Genomic DNA, 23610 nt, shown 5'->3' with positions numbered 1-23610 from the left:
TATTTTTAAACTATTTGTGATATAAGTAAATATAAATTTAAACCGTGATAAGCAGTAAATTAACTTATATCGCTCATGTGGTTTTTGTTTATTTTCTATTGTAATCCTTCAATTAAAGCATTTAAAGCTTGTGTGTCAAAAACCGAATTATCGCTTCTTTTAAAAATTCCGAAACCATTATTTCCTGTACTTCCTTCATCCCAATAAAAAGGTAATAATCCGTTTGCTCTGGCTTGTTTCACAACTGTCTTCAAATAATATGCTCGTGAATTTAAATGTAGAGCCAAAGCATCGCCCGTTAAAGTTGTTCTGCGGATGGCTCCAAATTCTCCCAATAAAACCGGAATTCCTTTGTCTACAAACTGTGTTTTCATTAATCTGAAGTTTTTTTGCAAATCGGCTTCTTCTCCCCAAGTTGCATTGCGCTCGGTATCGCTTGACGAATGGAAACCAGCTCCCCAATAATAAAACATTTTACCCCAAGTTTCGTCTTTGGTTAAACCTGCAAAATTCCAAGGTGAATAATAATGTACTTCGACCATCATTCTGCCTGCAACTTTATCTACAGGCAATGTAGTCATTAATTTGTTTGTTTTTTCTATATCTGTTGTTGGGCCTTGCACGACTAAAACACGGGAAGCATTTTTACCTCCAGTTGATCGAACAGCATCAATAAATGTCTGGTGATACGAGGTTAAAACTGCCATTTGTGCTGCATCTTCAACCGCTGGTTCATTGGCACTTGCAAAAAGTAAATGTTCATCAAATCCGCGTAAATGTGTCGCGATTTGTTCCCAGAAGGCTTTTTGTTTGGCGTTGTTTTCTACTTTTTTTGCTTCAGAAATATTATTTTCCAGCCAGCCGCCGTCCCAGTGAATATTTATTACCACATACATATCATTCTCTACACAGTATTGCACTACTTCTTTTACTCTGTTAAGCCATTCGGTTTTGATTTTTGCTGTTGCACTGTTCTCCAAATTCTGATTCCAGGAACACGGAATTCTAATGGCATTGAAACCATTTGCTTTTACTGCTCCAATCAGCTCTTTAGTGACTTTTGGATTTCCCCAGGCCGTTTCGCCTCCGGTTGCTTCCAGTGTATTGCCGATATTCCAGCCTAGTTTAATTTTTGCAGCCAGTTCAACTGCTGAGCTTCCCATTCCCGAACCATCTGCTGCAATTGGATTTGTATTGTAACTTGGATATAAACTTTTTGTTGCCGCAGCCTGTGAAATTGTAATTTCTGAAGCAGCTGCTTCACTAGAAGTTAAAGTCAATACTGCATTTCTTACTGAAGTATCTGCATTTTCTGATGCCGTAATTCTGACAACTGTACTTCCAGAAGTGCCAACTGTCTGACTTACTTTTATCCAGCTCGCCGGATTACTCAAAGTCCAGTTTAAGGCGCTGGAATTAATTGTTATCTCAACGGTGGTTTCTTTGCTTTCAAAATCAATTTTATTTGTACTGGCTTTTAGTGTTTTTATACCCTCAGAAGTGTTTTCTTTATCTGAACTGCAGGCTAAAACTCCTAAAAAAGCAAAACATAAAACAAAAGTCAACAAGTAATCTATTATTGGTTTTTTCATGTTATTTGGTTTAATTTTTAACATCAACGCCAGCTTTTAATAGGCTGGCGTTATTTATTGTAGATATATCAAAAAGAACAGTTTGGTTATTTAACTGTTATCTGAATTTCTTTTTTGATATCTCTGGACGAGGTTCCAATTTTCAAAGTATATTTCCCTGGTTCAACTGTCCATTTTTTTGCTGCAACGTCATAGTAAGCCAATTCCTTTACAGGAACTTTTATTGTAACTGTATTTGAGTTTCCTGCTTTTACATCTGTTTTTTTGAATCCTTTTAGTTCCTGTGCCGCGCGCGTAATTTTAGAATCTGGTTTAGAAGTGTACAATTGCACTACTTCTTTTCCGTCTGTTTTTCCTGTGTTTTTTACCTCAACAGACACTTCTATAACGTCGCTTTGCGCATATGATGTTTTATCGGTTTTTGCATTTTCAAATGCAAAAGTGGTATAGGATAATCCATATCCAAAAGGGTATAATGGCGCTATATTTTTAGTATCAAACCAACGGTATCCTATCAAAATTCCTTCTGCATAATTAACGGTTTTTCCACCTGGGAAACTGTTTGTAGCATGTGCGGGAGAGTCCATAATGTTTTTAGGCATTGTCCATGGTAATTTTCCTGACGGGTTTACTTTTCCTAACAAGACGTCTGCCAAAGCATTTCCTCCCTCTGAACCATTAAACCAACTCCATACTAAAGCTGACGTTTTTTTGCTTACTTCATTAACATCAAAAGGTGCTCCTGCAATCATAACCACAATTGTTTTTGGGTTAACGGCTAATACTTTTTTGATTAATTCTTCCTGACCAAATGGTAAGTGTAAATCTCTACGGTCTGAAGCTTCTGTTTCGTAATCGCGGTTTGAGCCTGCAAAAATGATGGCTACATCAGATTTTTTTGCTGCTTCTACTGCTTCCTGAACTTTTGCAGGATCTAATTGATCGATAGTTACCGGGCCTGTTGAAGTAATATTTCCTAAGTTTCCTTTGTTTTTTTCTTCATAACGTTCCAAATAGCCTTCTGCGTAATTAATTTTGATTGAGGATGGAAGTCTGTTTTTCAAACCTTCAAGAGGTGTAACTTCTCTTTTGGTTTTTACACCCGCACCAAACCCGCCTAATGCATTTTTCTTAGTAGCATTGTTTCCGATTACGGCAATAGATTTTACTCCATCCAGTTTTAACGGAAGTGCATTATTTTCATTTTTTAATAAAACTACAGATTCAGCCGCAATTTTGTAGGCATCCTGATAATGTGCTTCTGTCGCAATGCTTCCTTTTGCACGTGTTCCGCCCCCCATTGCTTTAACCTGAAATAAAACACGTAGAATACGTTTTACATGCAGATCAATTTCTTTTTCTGAAACTTCACCAGATTTAACTGCCGCAATCAATTTATCTGCTAAGAAAAATTCGTTGAACGGTTTTGGAGTTCCCATTTCAATATCTAAACCATTTTTTAAAGATTTTCCTGTTGAATGAACCGCAGCCCAATCTGAAACTACAATTCCTTTAAATCCCCATTCGTCACGAAGAATTTTATTCAGCATATAATCATTCTCACACAAATATTCGCCTCTGAATTTGTTGTAAGCACCCATAATCGAATATGATTTTGCTTCTTTTACTGATGCTTCAAAAGCCGGTAAATAAATTTCACGAAGTGCACGCTCATCTATCTGAACGTCTACAAAATCACGATTTGTTTCCTGATTATTTGCCGCGTAATGTTTTACGCAGGCCATAACATCTTTTTCCTGTAAACCAACAATCAAAGGCACGGCAATTTTCTTGTTCAAAAACGGATCTTCAGACATGTATTCGTAAGTTCTTCCTCCAAGTGGGGTTCTTACCATATTGATGGCTGGCGAAAGCAGCATGTCTTTATCTCTTGCGCGTAATTCTTCTCCTAAACTATTTCCAAAAGTATGCGCCATTTCGGTATTCCAGGTTGCGGCCAAACCGCCTCCGGCCGGATAATAAGTAGCAAAATCATTTGTTAGCCCTGCAGGTGCCCAGTTGTCACGCGAAATTTCTTCACGAACTCCCAATGGTCCGTCTGCCATTTTTAGTTCCGGAATTCCAAGACGTTTTACACCTCCATTGCTAAACATACTATTACCGTGTAACATTCCTATTTTTTCCTCAATTGTCATTTGAGAAATTAGCTTATCAATTTCTGCATCATGTTCGGTACTAATTTCTTTTCCCTGGTATTCTTCTGTCTGAGCCGAATCATTAACTGTGCTCTGAGTGTCGTTTTTACATGCAGTAAAAAACACAAAAGCCATAGCTGCTGAAAGATATATCATTTTGTTTTTCATAGATAAATAGTAGTTTTAGAATTAAAGATTTTTATCCTCACAGCAATCTTGTATTCTGGTTATTAAATTGTTTATGGTTATTCTGTATGTTTTAAAATTATTGTCTGATAAGATTTACCAGGATAACATCATTTTCATTGATTTTAAATTCCCTGTTAAAAGTTCCTTTGGCATCAACAGTGATTTTCTCTGTTATAATAGGTGCACCGTTATTTTTTGTTTTGATTGTATTTACCTGCTGGATTGTTAACTGACTTGGCTTGTTCAAAGCCAGATAAGCTGCATACGCATCATTTACTTTATAACCCACCTTGTAAATTTCTACAACATATTTTCCTTTTTGCAATCCGTCAACTTCAATTTTTACTTTTCCTTTTTCTTTGGATGGAAGATCCTGAACATAATAGGTCTGGTTCCAGACTTTTGCTCCCGGATGCGTATTGGTAAAGTCCCAGAATAATAATTGGACATCGCCATTTTTATTCTTAGCCGCCCAAGAAGAAGTATCTTTGTTTTGAAGTTCTGTATCGCCTAATTTGTTCATAAATGAATAAGAGAAATAAGCGGGTTTTTTGATTCCCTGCGTGTTTAATAAACCAAATCCGCCATGAAACGGTGTAAATCTTGGTCCCGGTTCCTCAAAAATATCCGTAAAAACCCAATAAGACATTGAGTTGGCTGCATTCCCGCTTTGTTTTAATTTATGCAATATATAAGCTGCCGAATGGTAACTGTCATGAATTGGGTCTGCAGGTGTATAAGACGAACTCCACTCTGTATAATGCAGTTCAAGATTTGGCATAGCCGAATTGGTTATTTGCTTACGCGAGTTAAGAACATCACCGCTTACACTATTGTCATCCGGACTCAATACGGTTCCGGAAATTCCGAATTCGTCTAAATATCCTTGATTTACTCCATAGGTGTGTGTCGAAATAAAATCCAGAGGCACTTTGTTTTTGGCACAAAACTCAATTGTTTCGGGTACCCAGGCTGCTCCTGCTGTTGCGGGGCCTCCTACTTTATAGGCTGGATTTACGCTTTTTATACCACGCGCTGCATGTTCATATAATTTAAAATATTCTGCCTGCGTTCCAGTCCAGAAGCCAGGTGATAAATTTGGTTCGTTCCAAACTTCAAAATACCAGGTTTTTACTTCATCGGCTCCGTAACGTTCTGTAAAGTGCTGCGTAAGGTTTCTAATTAAATCTTCCCATTTTTTATAATCTTTTGGAGGCGTAACATTACCTTTCCACCAAAAAATGGTTTCTTTTCCACTGGCCATTGCCGATGGCATAAAACCCAACTCCACAAAAGGTTTTACTTTGATACTCAGAAGAAAATCATACAAAACATCGATATATTGATAATTATATTCCGGGTTGCCTTTTGCGTCTTCTCTGTAAACGGCCATGTCATCTGACAATAAACCGTGCATTCTGATGTATTTAAAATCACATTCTTTTTTGGTCATTGCCAGTTGTTGCTGCCAGTCGGCCCGCAGGCCTTCATTTGCTCTTCCGGCTCCAACACATTCTTTGAACATTGTGTTGAGTTTCCCGGCAGTTTTGTTATAATCAACTTTAATAATCCTGGCATCAATAGCATTTTGCGCAAACAAATTGCCATTGACCAGAATTAATAAAACAAAAAGTGGTTTTAAATTTATTTTCATAATAAAACTTCATTTACTGATACCAGATTTATTCTGTTGTAATTATAATTGTAGATGGTTTTAATCCGTTTGCCTTCGCAGTTAATTCTAATCTACCGCTTTTATCGCCAGACTGAATAACTACCAGGCATTTTCCGTTAAGTGCCGTATGTTTTGCTCCTTTAAAGGATTCGTGACTAACAGGATCTCCACTTGAAACCCCAACAATTTTTCCGTTTCCTTTTAATGAAAAACTGATTTCATTATTTGCATTTGGTACCAGAGTTCCTTTTTCATCCAAAATATCTACAGTTACAAAAGACAAATCATTTTCATCTGCTTTTATGGTACTTCTGTCTGCTGTCAGTTTTAGTTGTGATGGGTTCCCGGCTGTTTTGATTTCGGTTTCTAAAACTGTTTTTCCATTTTTACGGGAAACTGCTTTTAAAGTTCCCGGCTTGAAAGGGATTCTCCACATTACATGCAAATCTTCTCCTTTTTTACTGCGAACTCCAACTGATTTTCCGTTAAGGAAAAGTTCAACTTCATCTGCGTTATTATAATAAGCCCAAACATCTACGGTTTGACCCGCTTTCCAGTTCCAGTGCGGAAAAATGTGCAGTACGGTTTTGTCTGTCCACTCACTTTGGTACATATAATATACGTCTTTCGGGAAACCGGCTATATCTACAATTCCGAAATAGGAACTTACTGATGGCCATTCGTATGGAGTTGGTTCTCCGATATAATCGAAACCTGTCCAAATGTACATTCCGGAAAGGAAATCATGCTTTTTAATTATTTTCCAGGTTGCTTCGTGAGTAGAGCCCCACGGCGCCTGCACCTGATCATAAGCTGAAACGGTATTACCGGGATTTCCTCCGGTAAATTTAAGATCCCATCTTACCGGCCATTTTTTTATGGTATCTGAAACGGCATCATAATAACCGCGTGTTTGTAACCCTGAAGTAGTTTCTGTTGCGATAAATGGTTTGTCAGGGAAATTTTTTTGATGATGCTCATAAGTCTGATGGGCATAATTGTACCCGATAAGATCTAAAACTCCCGATTTTGCAATGGCATTAAACTGAACATTCTTTTTTTCGAATTGTAACGTTACCTCATCAATATTCATGTTTACCGGTGGGTTCATCCCCGCAGTAAGCGGTCGCGTTTTATCATTCAGGCGTACAATTGCAGCCAATTCTTTTGCGATTTCAACACCTGTTTCACTCCATTGTTCCGGAATTTCGTTTCCGATACTCCATATAAAAATACTTGGGTGGTTACGGTCACGACGCAATTGATCTGTTAAATCTTTTTTATGCCATTTGTCCCAATCGTTTGCGTAATCGTATTTGGTTTTGTTTTGTTTCCACATGTCAAAAGCTTCATCCATGACAATGAAACCCATTTTATCACAAAGGTCAAGAAGTTCCGGAGCAGGAGGATTATGAGATGTTCTGATTCCGTTTACGCCCATTTCTTTCAGTATTTCCAACTGGCGTTCGATTGCGCGTGTGTTGATTGCAGAACCTAACGGCCCTAAATCGTGGTGCATACAAACTCCTTTTATTTTGACTTGTTTTCCATTCAAAATAAAACCTTTATTCAAATCAAACTTAAAATCCCTGATTCCGAAATTGGTTTTGTATTGATCTACAATTTTATCATTTACCGAAATTTCTGTAACTGCTGTATACAATTCAGGTTTTTCAACTGACCATAAAACTGGTGATTCAACTTGTGCTTTTACATTTAATAATGTACCGCTTTTTGGAGTAAGAGTTATATATTGAGTGGCAGATGTTACCTTTGTATCTTCTTTATAAATAGTGGTTACTAATTTTAATTTTTTTGATTCTGAATGCTCGTTCTGAATACGGGTTTCAATATTCACTAAAGCACTTTCAGTTGTAACTTTTGGGGTTGTAACATATGTTCCCCAATTTTCAATGTGCAATTTATCTGTGGTTTCTATCCAGACATTTCTAAAAATTCCTGAACCTGAATACCAGCGTGAATTTGGTTGTTTTGAATTGTCAACCTTAACAATTATCTCGTTGTTTTTATCCCCATAATTCAAATATGGTGACATATCATATTGAAAACCTATATATCCGTTTGGACGTTTTCCTAAATAATGTCCGTTTATCCAGACTTCGCTGTTTTTGTAAACACCGTCAAAAGTTATTGATGTAATTTTTGTACTGTCTTGAGCAGCTACTTTAAATGTTTTTTTGTACCATCCAAGACCACCATTAAGTGATCCTCCTCCATATCCGGCAGGGCTTTTTTCATCAAATTCACCTTCAATGCTCCAATCATGCGGTACATTTAGCGTTCTCCATTTTGTTGAAGTTCCTATTGTGTCTTTATCTGCAATACTGTCGTTTAAGTGAAAACTCCAATTTGCATTAAAAGAAACTTTTCGGTTTACAAAAGGGTCGCCTTTTTTGGTGCAGGAGCCAAAAAATATTATTGCTACTAATGTTATTAAGGAAAGTGGACTGCGTAAATTCTTTCTTTTGTGCATTGGTACTATTTTTTTGTTTTGGGAAATTGAAGATAGAAAATAAAAACGGCTGCTTTATTTCTAAAAAAAATAATTTAAGTCTCAGTCTTAAAGAACATTAAATGTTTTTAAAACTGAGACTTTAGAATTAAATAATTATGGCTTTGGTTTGTAGTGGAAAATAATTTGTGCTTTTCCTTCGCCAGTTCTACTTTGATCGCGTAATACTGATAAACGTAATGAAGTCGCGGTAAGTTCGATTACTTTTAAACTTGACCAATTGCTTACATCCGGATAATAATTACCTCCATAAAGCAATTCTGCACCATTTAAAAACGACATTTTATTATTTACCATATCAAATGCAAATAGTCCGGCTTTAGTCGTTTGTTCATCTGTTGCCTGAGCGGTTTGTTTTACTGTAACATTATATCCTCCTGCAAGATCAAAACGCATTTCTCCCCAATCTTTATTAGGCATAACCCATGAATTGCTTGCATAATCAGGATACCAGTTCCAGTTATCTCCTTTATCAGAAGGAAAGTCTAAACCTCCCCAGCCTATAGGGCTTGCCATATCTAAAACCCATGTTTTACCAGCGGCTCCATTTGTAAGCATTGCCCATTTAGGATCACTGAAATAGGTTTCGTCATTTTTTGCAACGGTAACCGATACTGGAGCTGATGCATCTACGGCACCTCCTCTTGTATAGGCAGTGTAATAAACCTTATAAGTTCCTCCGAAAGGAAATACTATTTTATCATCGCTTTTGTTAGAATGTCCTAATTCATTTCCTTTACTATCAAAATATTTCCAGTACGGAATTACGTTCGGATCTTCATTTTTGAGAATTACTTCGTGATCATTTGCCGGATTTTGAGTAACTGAAAATTTTGTGTTTTCAGGAGTTAATGTAATGGCGTCTAAACTTTCGCGATCTTCAACAGGCTCACATGAAAATAATGATGAACCTACGGTTATTGAAGCTATTAATATATATAATATACGTTTCATAATCATTAGTTTTTTAGTTAGTTCCAACCTGGATTTTGTTTAATCGTTCCGTTTGAAAGTACTATTTGCGATTGCGGTAACGGGAACCAACCCAATGTTTCGGTTCTAAAAGTTACATCAAATTGAGTAGTTCCGGTTTTATCTATTGCAGTTTTAGCAGTTGTCATATCTTGTCTGATTAAATCGAAATAACGCTGTCCTTCAAGAGCTAACTCTAAACGGCGTTCTTCCATGATTATTTTCTTATTAAAATCACCAGCTAAAACTCTGTGTGCCGTATCTTTAAAAGCTCTGTCGCGAACTCTGTTTAAATCTGCTAAGGCCAAAGTAGGATTTGTATCTAAATTTAATTCGGCAGCCATAAGTAATACATCTGCAAAACGAATTACTGCATAATCCTGATAGTTATCGATTTGGAAATTTCCTCCATTTGCTTCAACAATAGCAACTCCTGCCTCATTGGTAATTGGGCAATATTTTTTCCATGAATATCCTGTGTATTGACGTTGATCTCTTGCCTGCGGATCAAAATTTAAAGGATTTCCTTTATAAGTTTCTGTATTATAACTTATGATTGTAGCATCTCTTCGTGTATCACCAGCTTTATAGGCGTCATACAAATCAGGATTCACCGTTGCACCTCCCCAGCCTGTAGCGTATGGTCCGATGTTACCTCCACGCGGTGCAATATTTACCTGAAAACGATTACCTTCATTTAGACCCCAATCTCCTTTTCCTGAACCGTTAAAACGAACAGCCCAAACCATTTCTGTATTATCTTCTCCGGCAAATTTTTCAAAAGAAGCCGCTAACCAAAGATTAGCAAAATCAGCAACTAATCCGTGTCCGCTATTTGATACTGCATCGTTGATGTAAGTAATAGCCTGTGCTTTGTTTACAACACCTGCTAAATCAGGTTTTTCATAATAATCAGTATAAAACAAAAATGTTCTTGCCAAATAAGCTTCTGCAGCCCATTTTGTAATACGTCCGTAATTTGCGTTTCCTGTTTGTGAGTAGTTTTCTGGACCTAAATTATCTGCTGCAAATTTCAAATCGTTTGCAATTAAAGCATAAGTAACCTCAGCTGGCTGTCTTGGCAATAAAAATTCGCTTGTTGTTACTGTATGATCTAACGGTACAATATCTCCAAACATTTTTGCAGCCATAAAGTGGAAGTGTGCTCTCAAAAAACGAGCTTCTGCCTCATATCTTGTTTTTAAAGCCGTATTAGCTCCCCAATTTATTTTGTCAAGATTCTGAAGTAAAATATTAGCTCTGTAAATTCCTAAGTATGCAAATTTCCATACATCAGAATTCATGTCTTTATTGGTTACATATAAAAAGCGGTCCCATTCAATGTCTGACTGTGCATCGGCAGTTCCGTATCCCCCAAAACAATTATCAGATGCTTGTTCACTTATTAATAAAGGTCCTCCGTAAGCTTCGCGCTGTAAGACATCATAAATCGCTACCAATCCTTCATAAGCATCATCCGGCGTTTTGTAAAAATTACTTTCGTCCTTGTTTGTAGAGGATTCAGTATCCAGAAAATCATCAGAACAAGCTCCTAAAATAAACAAGCTTGAAACTGCTAATAATTTTATATATTTTTTCATCGTTTTCATAATTTAAAAGTTAACATTAAGCCCCATCATGTATGTTCTTGGCTGTGGATAATATCCAACATCAATTCCTCTGGCCCATGGCTGAGTCAAATTACCGCTGCTATCTCTGTTACTGTTTCCAAATCCAATTTCAGGATCCATTCCCTTGTATTTCGTAAAAGTAAATAAGTTATTAGCTGCTACGTACAATCTGAATTTACTGAAGAAATTCAATTTGTTCGTTAATTTGGTAATATCGCATCCTATTGTAGCACTTTTAATTCTGTAGAAGTCTGCATTTTGAACATATAAATCAGAGAATTTAGTGTAATTCCCGTTTGTATCAGCTCCATAAGTAACTCTTGGAACAGTGTTAGAACTTCCTTCTGTAGTCCATCTGTTTAAAACTTGTGTTGTATTATTTGTGTAAGGACGTGTTGGATCATGAACTCCAAAAACGTTTTGGTTTCCAGCTACTCCGTAAGTGTAAACAGAAAGGTCGAATGCTTTGTATGAAAGGTCAAAATTCAAACCGTAAGTAAAATCAGGATTTGGATTTCCGATTTTAGTTTTATCATTGGCGTCAATTTTTCCGTCATTATTTAAGTCAACAAAACGAACATCTCCCGGCATTGCATTTGGCTGCACACCTGCAGCAACTTCTGCAGCATTTTGAAAAATTCCTGCTGTTTTTAATCCATAGAAATAACCTATTGGTTGTCCAACCTCAACACGGTTCATCTCATCTGTTCCCTGAAACAATAAGTTTGTTTCTCCGTGAATAATTCCTTCGCTGTTAGCAACTCTAAGAACTTTATTTTCATTGTGAGAAATGTTTCCGTTTACAGAAAAATTCCAATCTTTTCCAAATTTAGTACGGTATGCAAGAGAAAGTTCAAAACCTTTATTTTGAATATCACCTCCGTTAATATAAGGAGCTGTTGCTCCTGCATAAACAGGAATAGAAGACAGCACTAACCAGTCTTTTGTTTTTTTATCGTAGTAATCAAACGTTAAAGTAAAATTAGTAAACAATGTCGCATCAAAACCTAAATCTGTTTGTTCTGAAGTTTCCCATTTTAAATCAGGATTAGAAAGCTGGTCCGGGCTCGCACCTGTTTGTAAAGTTCCTGTTCCAAAATGGTAGCTTTTATTGTATGTACTGATTGTAGATAAATAAGAAAAAGCAGGAATTTGGTCGTTACCATTTTGTCCCCAGCTTGCTCTAATTTTAAGGTTGTTTAATACTCTGTTTTCCGGAAAGAAACTTTCTTTATCAACATTCCAGCCTGCAGAAACTGAAGGAAAATTTCCATATCTGCTTGAACGTGCAAAGTTTGACGAACCATCTCTTCTGATTGTCGCTGTAAATAAATATTTGTTATTGTAGTCATATAACAAACGACCGAAGTAAGATTGAATAGCATAATCTGCACGGTTTCCTTTTACAGTATTTGATGTTTGATCTGTAGCATTGCTTAAATAAGCGTGATCAAAATCATCAAAAGTTAAGTTTTTACCAATGCCTTCCATAAAATCTGATGTATTCTTCTTAGCAGAAGTACCTACTAATATATCAAAATTATGAACTCCGGCTAGTGTTCCTTTGTATTGTACTGTGTTTTCAAAAATCCATCCTAATGATTTAGTAGCATTTTGGGTCACACTTGAAACAGTATTATTGTCTGTTGTTGAAAGAGAATAAACCGGTCTGAAAGAACGGTAGTTACTGTCTGTCATATCTACACCAAAACTCGTTCTGTAAGTAAAGTTTTTTAAGAATTTTAATTCTGCAAAAATGTTTCCTACATAACGGTTTGTTTTAGTTTCATTAAAATTATTATAGTATAATGATCCAACCGGATTACTAACATCTGGTGCTACAACTGAATGTGCAAAATTTCCATCAGCATCATAAGTAGCGTCAATTGGTGCTGCATTTAAGAAGCTTCTGATTGCATTACTGTAAATTCCCTGATCTGCAACTCCTGAACTTTTGATGTTGGCGAATGAGAAATTCTCTCCAATTTTCAAATGATTTTCAATCACTTCTGACGTTGAGTTTACATTGAATGTAATACGATCATATTGCGATTGACTTGTTGCGCCTCCAATCATACCTTCTTGTCCGTAATAAGATAATCCTGTAGCGATTGTAGATTTTTTATCTCCTCCACTAATAGTAAGTGAGTGATTTTGTTTTATTGCACCTTCTTTAAACAAATCATCCTGCCAGTCATGGTTTGGCATTGCTGCTACTTGTGCCTGTGTATATAAAGGTGTTAAACCAGAATTTACACGAGCTTCGTTCATAATTGTAGTATATTCCTGTGTGTTCAATAAATCAAGTTTTTTAGCTACATGCTGAAAACCTGTATAAGAGTTAAACGACACATTCATTTTACCATCTTTTCCTTTTTTGGTTGTTACCAAAATAACTCCGTTTGCTGCTCTTGCACCATAAATAGATCCTGCAGAAGCATCTTTAAGAACGTCGATTCTTTCTATAGAAGAAGGATCCAGATAACCAATTCCGTTATCGACAACTACACCATCAACTACATAAAGCGGTGTGCTGTTTCCAGCCGTACCAACTCCACGAATGTTTACTGCCATTCCTGCTCCGGGCTGTCCTGAAGTCGAGGTAACATTTACCCCTGAGGCCTGACCTTGTAAAGCATTTACAACATCAAGACTCGAAACATTTTGAATATCTTTTCCTGATACTAATGATGTTGCAGCAGTATTTACTTTTTTCTTTTGCGTACCGTAACCAATAACTACAATTTCTTTAAGTTCTGCAGTTTCGGACTGAAGTGTTACATTAATTTTTGTTTGCGTTCCTACGGTGATTTTTTGAGTTTTATAACCCATAAAACTGAATATCAATACATCTCCTGCTTTTGCTTCGATTTTGTATAATCCGTCAAAGTCAGTTGCAGTACTTGTTTTTGTTCCCTGTACCAGGACTGTGGCGCCCGGAACTCCCATGTTATCATCTGCCGATGTGACATTTCCGCTTACAAACCTGGCTTGTTCCTGTGCATAACCAGATTGCAATGTAAAGACGCTTAGCAGCAGCGCCATACAAAACGGAAGCATTGTTTTAATACAATATTTGCTTTTCATAATAATTAAGAATTGGTTTAAATTTATAGTTAGTTACCTGTAATTTATTTAATACGCATTCGAAATAATCTGTTCGAATAATTCTTGTTTGCCGCTTAATGGCTGAGGTTCTCCGTTTGCACGGGCAATTTTGCTTAAATCTTCCAGAGATAATTCTCCTTTTTCAAACTTAGCCCCGTTTCCGCCGTCAAACGAACTGTAACGCTGTGTGCGTAATTTTCTGTAATCTGTATTTTGTAAAATGTGATCTGCGCAGATTAATCCTCTTGCAAAAACATCCATTCCTGAGATATGAGCAATAAATTTATCTTCAAGATCTATGGAGTTTCTTCTCACTTTGGCATCAAAATTTACTCCACCGCCCTGAATTCCGCCACCTTCTAAAATCACTAACATTGCTTGTGTAACTTCCTGAAGATTAATCGGAAACTGATCGGTATCCCAGCCATTTTGATAATCACCACGGTTGGCATCAATACTTCCAAGCATTCCGGCATCAACAGCAACTTGCAGTTCATGTTCAAAAGAGTGTCCGGCAAGCGTTGCGTGGTTTACTTCAAGATTTAATTTGAAATCATCCTGAAGTCCATATTTATTAATAAAACCTAGTGAAGTTGCAGCATCAAAATCATACTGATGTTTGGTTGGTTCCATTGGTTTTGGCTCGATCAGGAAGTTTCCTTTGAAACCTTCTTTACGTGCATAATCTTTACAAGTATTCAAGAATCTTCCCAAATGGTCTAATTCTCTTTTCATGTCTGTATTTAACAAACTCATATATCCTTCACGTCCTCCCCAGAAAACATAATTTTCACCACCAAGTGCAATCGTAGCATCAATTGCAATTTTTGCCTGAGCTCCGGCGTAAGCCAAAACATCAAAATTCGGGTTAGTTGCAGCACCATTCATATAGCGCGGATTGCTGAATAAGTTTGAAGTTCCCCACAATAATTTAATCCCCGATTCCTGTTGTTTTTGTTTTGCGTATTCTACCATGGTCTGAATACGGGTTTCAAATTCTGCCAAAGTCGGCGCATCGTCAACCACATCAACATCATGAAAACAATAATATGGCAAACCTAATTTTGTCATAAATTCAAAAGCCGCATCCATTTTGTCTTTGGCTCTTAAAATGGCATTTTCATTTTTATCCCATGCAAAAGTTTCAGTAGAAGCTCCAAAAGGGTCACCTCCAGTATTGCATAGCGTATGCCAGTAAGCCATCGAAAATCGTAAATGCTCTTTTAGTGTTTTTCCTGCAACGACACGATTTTCATCATACCATTTAAACGCTAATGGGTTATCACTTTCTCTGCCTTCGAATTTAATCGTGTCTATGTTTTTAAAATAAGATTGTTTTGTTGTGCTCATTGTTATTGTTCTATTTTAATGTGATTCTTCCATTCGTGATACAAATCCTGATATTGATTCGTAAGGATTTTATTCGGTTCAATTCGCTCTAAACATTGCAATCCTGAGAAAGCTTCATCAAGTGAATTGTAATACCCGTAACCATAAGCAGCGCCTCTTGCAGCACCCTCTGCTCCTGATGTGTTGTATAATTCTAAAGTCGTCTCCGTAGTGTTGGTAAAAATTTCTCTAAAAACAGGGCTCAAAAACAAGTTTGAATTTCCTGCTCTTACCACTGTGCCGGAAACACCAACAGATTTCATAACATCAAAACCATAGTTCATAGCAAACACGATTCCTTCGCAGGCCGCGCGTACTAAATGTGAAGGCTGATGAATATTGAAATTTAAATTCTGAATTCCCGAAGTGGCATTTTTATTATTGAAAATACGTTCAACACCATTTCCAAAAGGATAAAAACGAAGTCCGTTGCCTCCCGCTTCAACCTTTGCAGCTTCGGCATTTAGTTTTTCGTAAGCAATTAAATCAGTTCTGTCGACCGACATGATTTTGCGTAACCATTGGTATAAAATTCCGGAACCGTTTATACATAACATCACTCCGTTATGTTTTTCAGTTTCTGTATTGTTTACGTGTAAAAAAGTATTGATTCTGTTTTGTTTGTCGTAAGCATCCTGATCGCTTACGGCATAAACTACTGCTGAAGTTCCGGCGGTTGTAGCAATTTCGCCCGGTTTTAAAACATTTAATGACAAGGCATTGTTAGGCTGATCTCCTGCTCGGTATGTTATTTTTACATCAGGATTTAGACCTAATTCCTGAGCTATTTCTGAATGAATTGTAGCCTGAATTCCAAAGTTGGAAACAATTTCAGGAACGATATCCGAAGACAATCCCATTTGAGAAAGGATTTCTGTTGCCAGTCTTCCTTCTGAAAAATTCCATAAGGCAGCTTCTGATAATCCTGAAGTACTGATTTGTGCTATTTTAGAAAGTTTAGCAGCTATAAAATCACCCGGCAGCATCATGTATTTTGCTTTCGCGAAAATTTCAGGCTGATTGTCTTTTACCCATTTTAGTTTTGAGGCCGTAAAATTTCCCGGACTTCCTAAAATTTGTTTCTGAGAATTTTCAGCACCTATTTTATCATAAATTTCATCTCCGATAATCGCAGCTCGGCTATCACACCAAATAATTGAGGAACGAACGGGGTTTAAATTTTCATCTGTCAAAACCAAACCGTGCATTTGGTAAGCAATTCCAATTCCAACAATCTTTTTTAAATCAATATTTGATTTTGAACCCAATTGTTTGATTCCATCTTTTACATATTCCCACCATAATTCCGGATCTTGTTCGGCCCAGCCAAATTTTGGGGCAATAATTGGCATTTCAAAATCAGGAACACTAACCGCACCAGTTGTTGAACCTTTTTCAGGATCAAAAACTGATAGTTTTATCGAAGAGCTTCCTAAATCAATTCCTAAAAATAACATCGTGGTATTTTATTTAATTAAAAGAATTATTGTTGCTTTGCAAATCTTATAGTCAAAATGAATTTATCTTATGGTAGATTTGACTACAAGTGTAAAACATTTTTTCTGTATTAACAAAATATTAGGGATATTTTTTTGCTATTACGAGTTATGCTTGCCGATTTTTATTAATACTTTAAAAAACAATGTTAAATCGAAATAAAAATTGTTGAAAAAATATCGAATTAGCGATTTGGCAATCAGACATTTAAGAATTAAAAAAATAAAATGAATAAATTAGCAGTTTAACAAACCGTTGATTATCAGAAATTTGTTACGTTAAAAAAAATATAAAATATTTAAGGCACCTATTATTCATTTTATTTATTTAATTTGTCAAAATTTAGAGCAGGATATGGTTAAAAATGTAGATGAGGATTCACTTTTGAAAAGCGAGCAGACCGCGATGAATGCAATCACAATTGACTGTGTCATATTTGGTTTTGATAAAGGAAGTCTTGAAGTACTTTTGGTACAACATGGAGAAGGAATCAGCAAAGGAAAATGGGGTCTTCCCGGAGGCTGGATATATAAAAGAGAAAGTACCGATAATGCTGCACATCGTTTATTAAATGAACTTACGGGTCTTGACAATATCTATCTGGAACAATTAAAAGCATTTGGAGATCCGGATCGTTTCCCGCTTCGCCGTGTTATCACTATAGGATATTATGCCTTGGTAAAACGTGAAGATTATAACATTAAGGCAGGTTTTACAGCTTCTGATGCCAAATGGTACAAAATCAACAACATTCCTGATTTAATTTACGACCATAACGAAATTTTATCTTACAGCCTGAAACATCTTCGAAACAGGGTTCGTCAGGCGCCGCTTGGATTTAATCTTTTACCCGAAAAATTTACTTTATTGCAGTTAATGCATTTATATGAAGAAATTTTGGGAGTCGAAATGGATAAATCAAATTTCAGAAGAAAGATCCTTCATATGAAGCTATTGGTTGCTCTTGATGAGAAGCAACAAGATGTTTCGCACCGCGCAGCCAAATTATATAAATTTGACCCTGCTATCTATCAGAAGCTTACAGAAAAAGGTTTCAATTTTGAGTTTTAAAACATATTTATCAAAAATGGAATCTTTACGCTCAAAAAATAACAAAAACACTTTAGATACTCCTGAAGAAATCAATGAAGATATTATAGAAGAAATTTCTATTGACTGCGTTATATTTGGTTTCAACAAACAAAATCTGGAGGTTCTCCTGGTTCAGCACGCAGGAGGAGAAAGTAAAGGAAAATGGGGGCTTCTTGGCGGACGGGTCAATATAAAAGAAAGTATTGATAATGCCGCTCACCGAATTGTGTATGAACTCACGAGTCTTGACAATATTTACCTTGAGCAGCTAAAAGCTTTTGCAGATCCTGATCGTGTTATTTCTGAGAGAGTTATAACTATAGGTTATTACACGCTAATAAACCGCGAGGATTATAATATAAAAGCCGGCTTAAAAGTTATTGAAGCCAAATGGCATAAAATTAATGAAGTGCCGGATTTGATTTTTGATCATAATGAAATTCTAAACTTTAGTTTAATGCATTTACGTAACCGGGTTCGCCAGGCTCCAATTGGTTTTAACCTTTTGCCGGAGAAATTCACCTTATTACAATTGATGCATCTTTATGAAGAAATTTTAGGTGTTGAATTAGATAAGTCTAATTTCAGAAGAAAATTTCTTCATATGAAGCTCCTGGCAGCACTCGACGAAAAACAGCAGGAAGTCTCACACAGAGCTGCAAAACTTTACAAATTTGATTCCGATATCTACAAAAAATTAACCGAAAAAGGATTTAATTTTGAATTTTAAGTCCAAATTTTATTTTCAGTACCGAACTATCGGCCAAACTACATTCCAGAATCCAAAACTTTGCGCTATCTTTGCCCCTTAATAACACGCTGTAAAGTATTTACAACAGCGCAAATTCATACCCAAAAATACTAAAAACTCGTATAGAGAATTGAATATATAAAATGAAGAAGATACGTAACTTTTGCATTATTGCACACATTGACCACGGTAAAAGTACATTGGCAGACCGTTTACTTGGCGCTACACAAACCGTTACAGCTCGTGAAGAAAAAGCACAATTGCTTGACAACATGGATCTGGAGCGTGAGCGTGGAATCACCATTAAAAGTCACGCCATTCAAATGGAATATACTTATAAGGGAGAAGAATATATTTTAAACTTAATTGATACTCCGGGTCACGTTGACTTTTCATACGAAGTTTCCAGATCTATTGCGGCCTGTGAAGGGGCACTTTTGATTGTAGATGCTGCACAAAGTATCCAGGCACAAACGATTTCTAACTTATATTTGGCTTTAGAGAATGATCTGGAAATTATTCCGGTCTTAAACAAAGTAGATTTACCAAGTGCTAATCCTGAGGAAGTAAGTGATGATATTATCGATTTATTAGGTTGTAAATTAGAAGATATTATTCATGCTTCGGGAAAAACAGGTTTTGGTGTTGAAAATATTTTAGCTGCCATTATCGAAAAAATTCCGGCTCCAAAAGGAAATAAAGACGAACCGTTGCAGGCTTTGATTTTTGACTCGGTTTACAATCCGTTTCGTGGAATCGAAGTAATCTTTAGAGTTGTAAACGGTGAAATCAAAAAAGGGCAAAAAATTAAATTCATGGCCACCGGAAATGAATATTTTGCTGACGAAATTGGAACGTTAAAATTAAATCAGGTTCCGAAAAATGTGATTTCTGCCGGAGATGTTGGTTATTTGATTTCCGGAATCAAGGAAGCAAAAGAAGTGAAAGTTGGTGATACCTTAACGGATGCAAAAACGCCAACCACAAATATGATTACGGGTTTTGAGGACGTAAAACCGATGGTATTCGCCGGAATTTATCCTGTTGATACTGAAGATTATGAAGATTTACGTTCTTCTATGGAGAAACTGCAATTGAATGATGCTTCGTTAGTTTTTACACCTGAAAGTTCCGCAGCGTTAGGATTTGGTTTCCGTTGCGGATTCTTAGGAATGCTTCACATGGAAATTATCCAGGAACGTTTAGAGCGTGAGTTCGATATGACTGTAATTACTACAGTTCCCAACGTTTCGTATTTGGCTTATACCAAAAAAGATCCTGAAACTCCTTTTATTGTAAACAATCCTTCTGATTTGCCTGAACCTTCTCGTTTAGACAGAGTTGAAGAACCGTATATTAAAGCGACAATCATTACAAAAGCTGATTTCGTAGGAAACGTAATGAGTTTATGTATTGAAAAACGTGGTCAGATTACCAATCAAACGTATTTAACGACTGAAAGGGTTGAGTTGAATTTTGATATGCCATTGGCCGAAATCGTATTTGATTTTTACGATCGTCTGAAAACAGTTTCTAAAGGTTATGCTTCTTTTGATTATTCTCCTATCGGAATGAAAACTTCAAAACTGGTAAAACTGGATGTTCTTTTAAATGCACAGACTGTTGATGCGCTTTCTGCATTGATTCACGAAGATAATGCGTATAACATCGGTAAAAAAATGACTGAGAAATTACGCGAATTAATTCCAAGACAGCAATTTGATATTCCGATTCAGGCTGCGATTGGGGCAAAAATTATCGCTCGTGAAACGATCAAAGCACTTCGTAAAGACGTTACCGCAAAATGTTACGGTGGAGATATTTCGCGTAAGCGTAAACTTTTGGAAAAACAGAAAAAAGGTAAAAAACGTATGAGACAGGTAGGAAACGTTGAGATTCCGCAAGAGGCTTTTATGGCTGTTTTGAAACTTAACGACTAATTTTTATTTTAGAAAATAGAAGAAAGAGAAAAGAATATAGATAGACCCGATGACGAAAGTTGTCGGGTTTTTTGTTTATTTTTGATAAAAAGTTATGGAAGCAATAAGTGGTGAAGAGTTTCAGAAAATAATTTACTCAGATTATGTAGAGACGATTTCTGATCTTGTAGTTGAAATTACCAAACCTTTAAATATTGATTTAGAAAGAGTCAACTTATTAATAATTTTTTCTCACATAAAGTTTTCGGGAAAGCAAATACAATTTTATAAAAATAAAAAAGAATGTTTACATCGACTTAGATTTGAAGAATGCATTTTTGAATCCAATATGTTTTTCGAAAGTGATTTAGAAGACCTTACATTTATCTCCAACACTTTTACTTGCGATAGATTCCATATCCGTAAATCAACCATTGGAGTTTTAGAGTTTTCGAATCACGAATTTAATACTCATAATAATACCCCTAACATTTTCATAAAAGGAAATTTCAAAATATATGAATGCAGTTTCGATTCAAATTTGTGGTTAAAAAATGCTCAATTTTTGAAAGAAACATCTTTCGACATTAGTAGTGTTAATTTTTTTGAAGGATGCTACTTTGATTCTGTTTCATTAGACCAAATAATGTTTTACAATTGTAATTTTTCCAAAGAATTTAGATATGATTCTATTTATAATATTTCACAATTTAAAGAATGCTCTTTTACAGGACTAGCAACATTCTCTGGCTTACCATATTTAAATTCTTCTTTTCTATGGTTTGAAAATTGTCACTTTTCTAAATTAGCAAATTTCAACAATTATTGGTTACATAAATTAAGAATTGAAGAAACCACTTTTTCTGATAATGTTTCCTTCCAGCAAACATATTTTGATATAGTCTGTTTTATAAGAATTATTTTCGAGAAAAAGGTGTGGTTTGATGATATTCGAATTACGAAAATAGATGAGTGTGACAGAATAACTATTAGAACAATCAAACAAGAGCTTCAAAAGGCTGAAAACCGAATTGATTTCAATAAATTTAGAAATTATGAATTGGCTGCTCATTATAAAGAATTAAATTTTAAAATAGATTTTAAAGACAAAACAATTTTATGGGCAACAAAATGGTCTTCAAATTTTGGAAGTTGGACTTGGGCTTTTTGGTTTACTATAATTATTGGACTGATATTCTTCACTCCCTTTTTTATATTTGAGAACTTTAACAAAACTATTAATTTACAAAACTGGCAAGATTTCATTTATGGCTATTTTAGATTTTTCTTAATTACCGATTTTAAAAATGAATATTATAAAGCAGGAGAAAGTCTTTTGAAATTTAATTGCTTTCTAAGTTTATTTCCTTTCTTATTTGGTAAAATAACTATTGCTTTTGGTATTTATGAAATGATCCAGTCTTTCAGAAAATTTAAAGCTTAAATTATAGATAAACCCGATGACGAAAGTTGTTGGGTTTTTTGTTTAATTTTTAATGAATCATTTTAAAAACTCTCAACCTTTGTATCTTTGAATCTTAGAACCTCAGCCACTAAGAACCTTAGAACCCTAAAAAATGCTCGACGAATCTCCAAAACGCTTTGACCGAATTGTTGCTATTCTTATTCAACTGCAATCTAAAAAAATTGTAAAAGCACAGGAATTGGCAGATCGTTTTGACTGTAGTCTGAGAACCATTTACAGGGATATTCGAACTCTCGAAGCTTCCGGAGTTCCTATTTACAGCGAAGCCGGAGTTGGTTATGCTTTGATGGAGGGCTACAGATTACCGCCCGTTATGTTTACGCGTGAAGAAGTGAGCAGTTTTATTGCCGCTGAAAAACTAATGCAGAAATTTACTGACCCTTCTCTGGGAACACATTATGCATCGGCGATGTATAAACTAAAATCGGTTTTGAGGAGCGGCGACAAAGATTATCTTTCGAATATTGAATCCAGAGTTGTCATGCAGACTACAGAACCCTTGTTTAATGATAATTCTCCCAATACTCTGGCTATTCTTTTTGAAGCTATTGCCGAAAAAAAACAGATTCTTTTGACTTATAAAACTTTTGACAAAGAAGAAACTACGCAGCGAAATTTAGAGCCTGTGGGTGTATTTCACGATCATAACAATTGGTATTTTCTGGGGTATTGTCATTTGAGAAAAGATTATCGCCAGTTTCGTACCGACCGAATTCAGGAAATTAAAAAAACAGATCTTGATTTTACCATAGAACATGATTCTCTTGAAACGTATTTAACCAAAACAGAAACTATTCCGACTACCAAAGTCCGAATCCTGATTGAAAAAAAAATTGCGCGATATTTGGCTAACGAAAGAAAATATCATGGCTATGTTTCTGAAAAAGAAATAGACGGGCAAATCGAAATGACGTTCATGTGCCGCGATATAGAAAATGGTTTTCCAAGATGGTTTTTAATGTTTGGCGATTATGCCACAATTCTAGAACCTGAAATACTTAAAACCAAAACTTTGGAACTTCTGGAAGTAAACAGAAAAAGGCTTTCATAAAAAACTCCTCAACTGATTTTACATCAATTGAGGAGTTTTTGTTTACTGTGTTTTTACTACATTATAAAAATTATAATCTGTATTTGAGGCATCTGTAATTCCGATATTTCTGCCAATTGTTACAATCTGACCTCTGTGATATGTGCCGTGATTGACAACCTGGAGTAAATATTCACTTAAAGGAAACTCACACTGAAACCATGGATTTTCGATTTTAATTTCTTTAGATAATTCTTCTTCTGACAATGACTTTATGTAGCCAGCCAGTTTTGAAGAACTCTCTAGTAATCCTTCAAATATTTCTTTTGTGCTTAAAGTAACATTTTCCTTTCTCTCAAATGGAGCGGTTTCTGCAATCACCGAATACCAGTATTCTTCTGTTTCCAAAATATGGCGAAGCGTTTTGGAAATGCTCGAATAGCTCGACGGAACTTCCTGATTTAGTAATTCATCAGATTTTGCAGAAAGCCAGTTTACAAATTGCTGGTTTACCCATACATTATAGTCTGCATAGTTGGTCATTAATTTTTGTAAGCTCATAATGTTGATTTTTAAGTTAAATGAAATAT

15 protein-coding genes are annotated in these 23610 nt (G+C 35.7%); 5 read left to right on the top strand and 10 right to left on the bottom strand.

Annotation, left to right across the window (positions count from 1 at the left end; translation table 11 throughout):
* Window positions 1–95: 95 nt before the first annotated feature.
* From JOD96_RS08945 to JOD96_RS08905, 9 genes are all read right to left on the bottom strand, one after another.
* A complete protein-coding gene (locus JOD96_RS08945; protein ID WP_209563940.1) occupies window positions 96–1592 on the bottom strand; it encodes a cellulase family glycosylhydrolase in 1497 nt (498 codons plus the stop codon).
* Between the two features lie 86 nt (window positions 1593–1678).
* Window positions 1679–3916 carry a glycoside hydrolase family 3 C-terminal domain-containing protein gene (locus JOD96_RS08940; protein ID WP_209563939.1) on the bottom strand — a complete coding sequence of 746 codons (2238 nt, stop codon included), beginning with the start codon at window positions 3914–3916 and terminating at the stop codon, window positions 1679–1681.
* 97 nt (window positions 3917–4013) lie between these two features.
* Window positions 4014–5591, bottom strand: coding sequence for a GH39 family glycosyl hydrolase (locus tag JOD96_RS08935; RefSeq protein ID WP_209563938.1), 1578 nt, complete (start codon window positions 5589–5591; stop codon window positions 4014–4016).
* Window positions 5592–5619: 28 nt separating this feature from the next.
* Window positions 5620–8106, bottom strand: coding sequence for a beta-galactosidase GalB (galB, locus tag JOD96_RS08930; RefSeq protein ID WP_209563937.1), 2487 nt, complete (start codon window positions 8104–8106; stop codon window positions 5620–5622).
* A gap of 135 nt (window positions 8107–8241) precedes the next feature.
* Window positions 8242–9099, bottom strand: a complete 858-nt coding sequence (locus JOD96_RS08925; protein WP_209563936.1) for a hypothetical protein — start codon at window positions 9097–9099, stop codon at window positions 8242–8244.
* Window positions 9100–9116: 17 nt separating this feature from the next.
* The gene (locus tag JOD96_RS08920; RefSeq protein ID WP_209563935.1) at window positions 9117–10718 is read right to left on the bottom strand and encodes a RagB/SusD family nutrient uptake outer membrane protein; all 1602 of its coding nucleotides are present in this window, start codon (window positions 10716–10718) and stop codon (window positions 9117–9119) included.
* Window positions 10719–10730: 12 nt separating this feature from the next.
* Complete coding sequence (locus JOD96_RS08915; protein WP_209563934.1) at window positions 10731–13835, bottom strand: SusC/RagA family TonB-linked outer membrane protein; 3105 nt, start codon at window positions 13833–13835, stop codon at window positions 10731–10733.
* A 48-nt stretch (window positions 13836–13883) separates the two neighbouring features.
* Complete coding sequence (gene xylA / locus JOD96_RS08910; RefSeq protein WP_209563933.1) at window positions 13884–15206, bottom strand: xylose isomerase; 1323 nt, start codon at window positions 15204–15206, stop codon at window positions 13884–13886.
* Between the two features lie 2 nt (window positions 15207–15208).
* Complete coding sequence (locus tag JOD96_RS08905; protein ID WP_209563932.1) at window positions 15209–16702, bottom strand: xylulokinase; 1494 nt, start codon at window positions 16700–16702, stop codon at window positions 15209–15211.
* Between the two features lie 394 nt (window positions 16703–17096).
* Between JOD96_RS08905 and JOD96_RS08900 the strand changes: the two genes are divergently transcribed.
* The 5 genes from JOD96_RS08900 (at window position 17097) to JOD96_RS08880 (ending at window position 23041) form a co-directional block, all read left to right on the top strand.
* Entirely contained in the window at window positions 17097–17813 is a 717-nt protein-coding gene (locus JOD96_RS08900) for an NUDIX hydrolase (protein ID WP_209563931.1), read from the top strand.
* Window positions 17814–17829: 16 nt separating this feature from the next.
* Window positions 17830–18564: an NUDIX hydrolase gene (locus JOD96_RS08895; RefSeq protein ID WP_209563930.1), complete on the top strand. Its 735-nt coding sequence runs from the start codon at window positions 17830–17832 to the stop codon at window positions 18562–18564.
* Window positions 18565–18728: 164 nt separating this feature from the next.
* On the top strand, window positions 18729–20525 hold the full coding sequence (lepA, locus tag JOD96_RS08890; protein WP_209563929.1) for a translation elongation factor 4: 1797 nt from the start codon (window positions 18729–18731) through the stop codon (window positions 20523–20525).
* A 94-nt stretch (window positions 20526–20619) separates the two neighbouring features.
* A complete protein-coding gene (locus tag JOD96_RS08885) occupies window positions 20620–21948 on the top strand; it encodes a hypothetical protein (protein ID WP_209563928.1) in 1329 nt (442 codons plus the stop codon).
* 133 nt (window positions 21949–22081) lie between these two features.
* Window positions 22082–23041, top strand: coding sequence for a helix-turn-helix transcriptional regulator (locus JOD96_RS08880; protein ID WP_209563927.1), 960 nt, complete (start codon window positions 22082–22084; stop codon window positions 23039–23041).
* Window positions 23042–23083: 42 nt separating this feature from the next.
* Here the strand turns inward: JOD96_RS08880 and JOD96_RS08875 are convergent, their stop codons facing one another.
* Window positions 23084–23581, bottom strand: coding sequence for a DinB family protein (locus tag JOD96_RS08875; RefSeq protein WP_209563926.1), 498 nt, complete (start codon window positions 23579–23581; stop codon window positions 23084–23086).
* Between the last annotated feature and the right edge of the window lie 29 nt (window positions 23582–23610).

Source organism: Flavobacterium sp. 1355, from assembly GCF_017833415.1.
Lineage (GTDB): Bacteria > Bacteroidota > Bacteroidia > Flavobacteriales > Flavobacteriaceae > Flavobacterium.
This window is presented reverse-complemented; position numbering and strand designations above follow the sequence as displayed.

Coding starts and splice junctions, on each gene's coding strand:
- JOD96_RS08935 (WP_209563938.1), bottom strand. CDS start 5,591: ATGAAAATAAATTTAAAACCACTTTTTGTTTTATTAATTCTGGTCAAT.
- lepA (WP_209563929.1), top strand. CDS start 18,729: ATGAAGAAGATACGTAACTTTTGCATTATTGCACACATTGACCACGGT.
- JOD96_RS08940 (WP_209563939.1), bottom strand. CDS start 3,916: ATGAAAAACAAAATGATATATCTTTCAGCAGCTATGGCTTTTGTGTTT.
- galB (WP_209563937.1), bottom strand. CDS start 8,106: ATGCACAAAAGAAAGAATTTACGCAGTCCACTTTCCTTAATAACATTA.
- JOD96_RS08885 (WP_209563928.1), top strand. CDS start 20,620: ATGGAAGCAATAAGTGGTGAAGAGTTTCAGAAAATAATTTACTCAGAT.
- JOD96_RS08900 (WP_209563931.1), top strand. CDS start 17,097: ATGGTTAAAAATGTAGATGAGGATTCACTTTTGAAAAGCGAGCAGACC.
- JOD96_RS08880 (WP_209563927.1), top strand. CDS start 22,082: ATGCTCGACGAATCTCCAAAACGCTTTGACCGAATTGTTGCTATTCTT.
- JOD96_RS08895 (WP_209563930.1), top strand. CDS start 17,830: ATGGAATCTTTACGCTCAAAAAATAACAAAAACACTTTAGATACTCCT.
- JOD96_RS08905 (WP_209563932.1), bottom strand. CDS start 16,702: ATGTTATTTTTAGGAATTGATTTAGGAAGCTCTTCGATAAAACTATCA.
- xylA (WP_209563933.1), bottom strand. CDS start 15,206: ATGAGCACAACAAAACAATCTTATTTTAAAAACATAGACACGATTAAA.
- JOD96_RS08945 (WP_209563940.1), bottom strand. CDS start 1,592: ATGAAAAAACCAATAATAGATTACTTGTTGACTTTTGTTTTATGTTTT.
- JOD96_RS08875 (WP_209563926.1), bottom strand. CDS start 23,581: ATGAGCTTACAAAAATTAATGACCAACTATGCAGACTATAATGTATGG.
- JOD96_RS08915 (WP_209563934.1), bottom strand. CDS start 13,835: ATGAAAAGCAAATATTGTATTAAAACAATGCTTCCGTTTTGTATGGCG.
- JOD96_RS08920 (WP_209563935.1), bottom strand. CDS start 10,718: ATGAAAAAATATATAAAATTATTAGCAGTTTCAAGCTTGTTTATTTTA.
- JOD96_RS08925 (WP_209563936.1), bottom strand. CDS start 9,099: ATGAAACGTATATTATATATATTAATAGCTTCAATAACCGTAGGTTCA.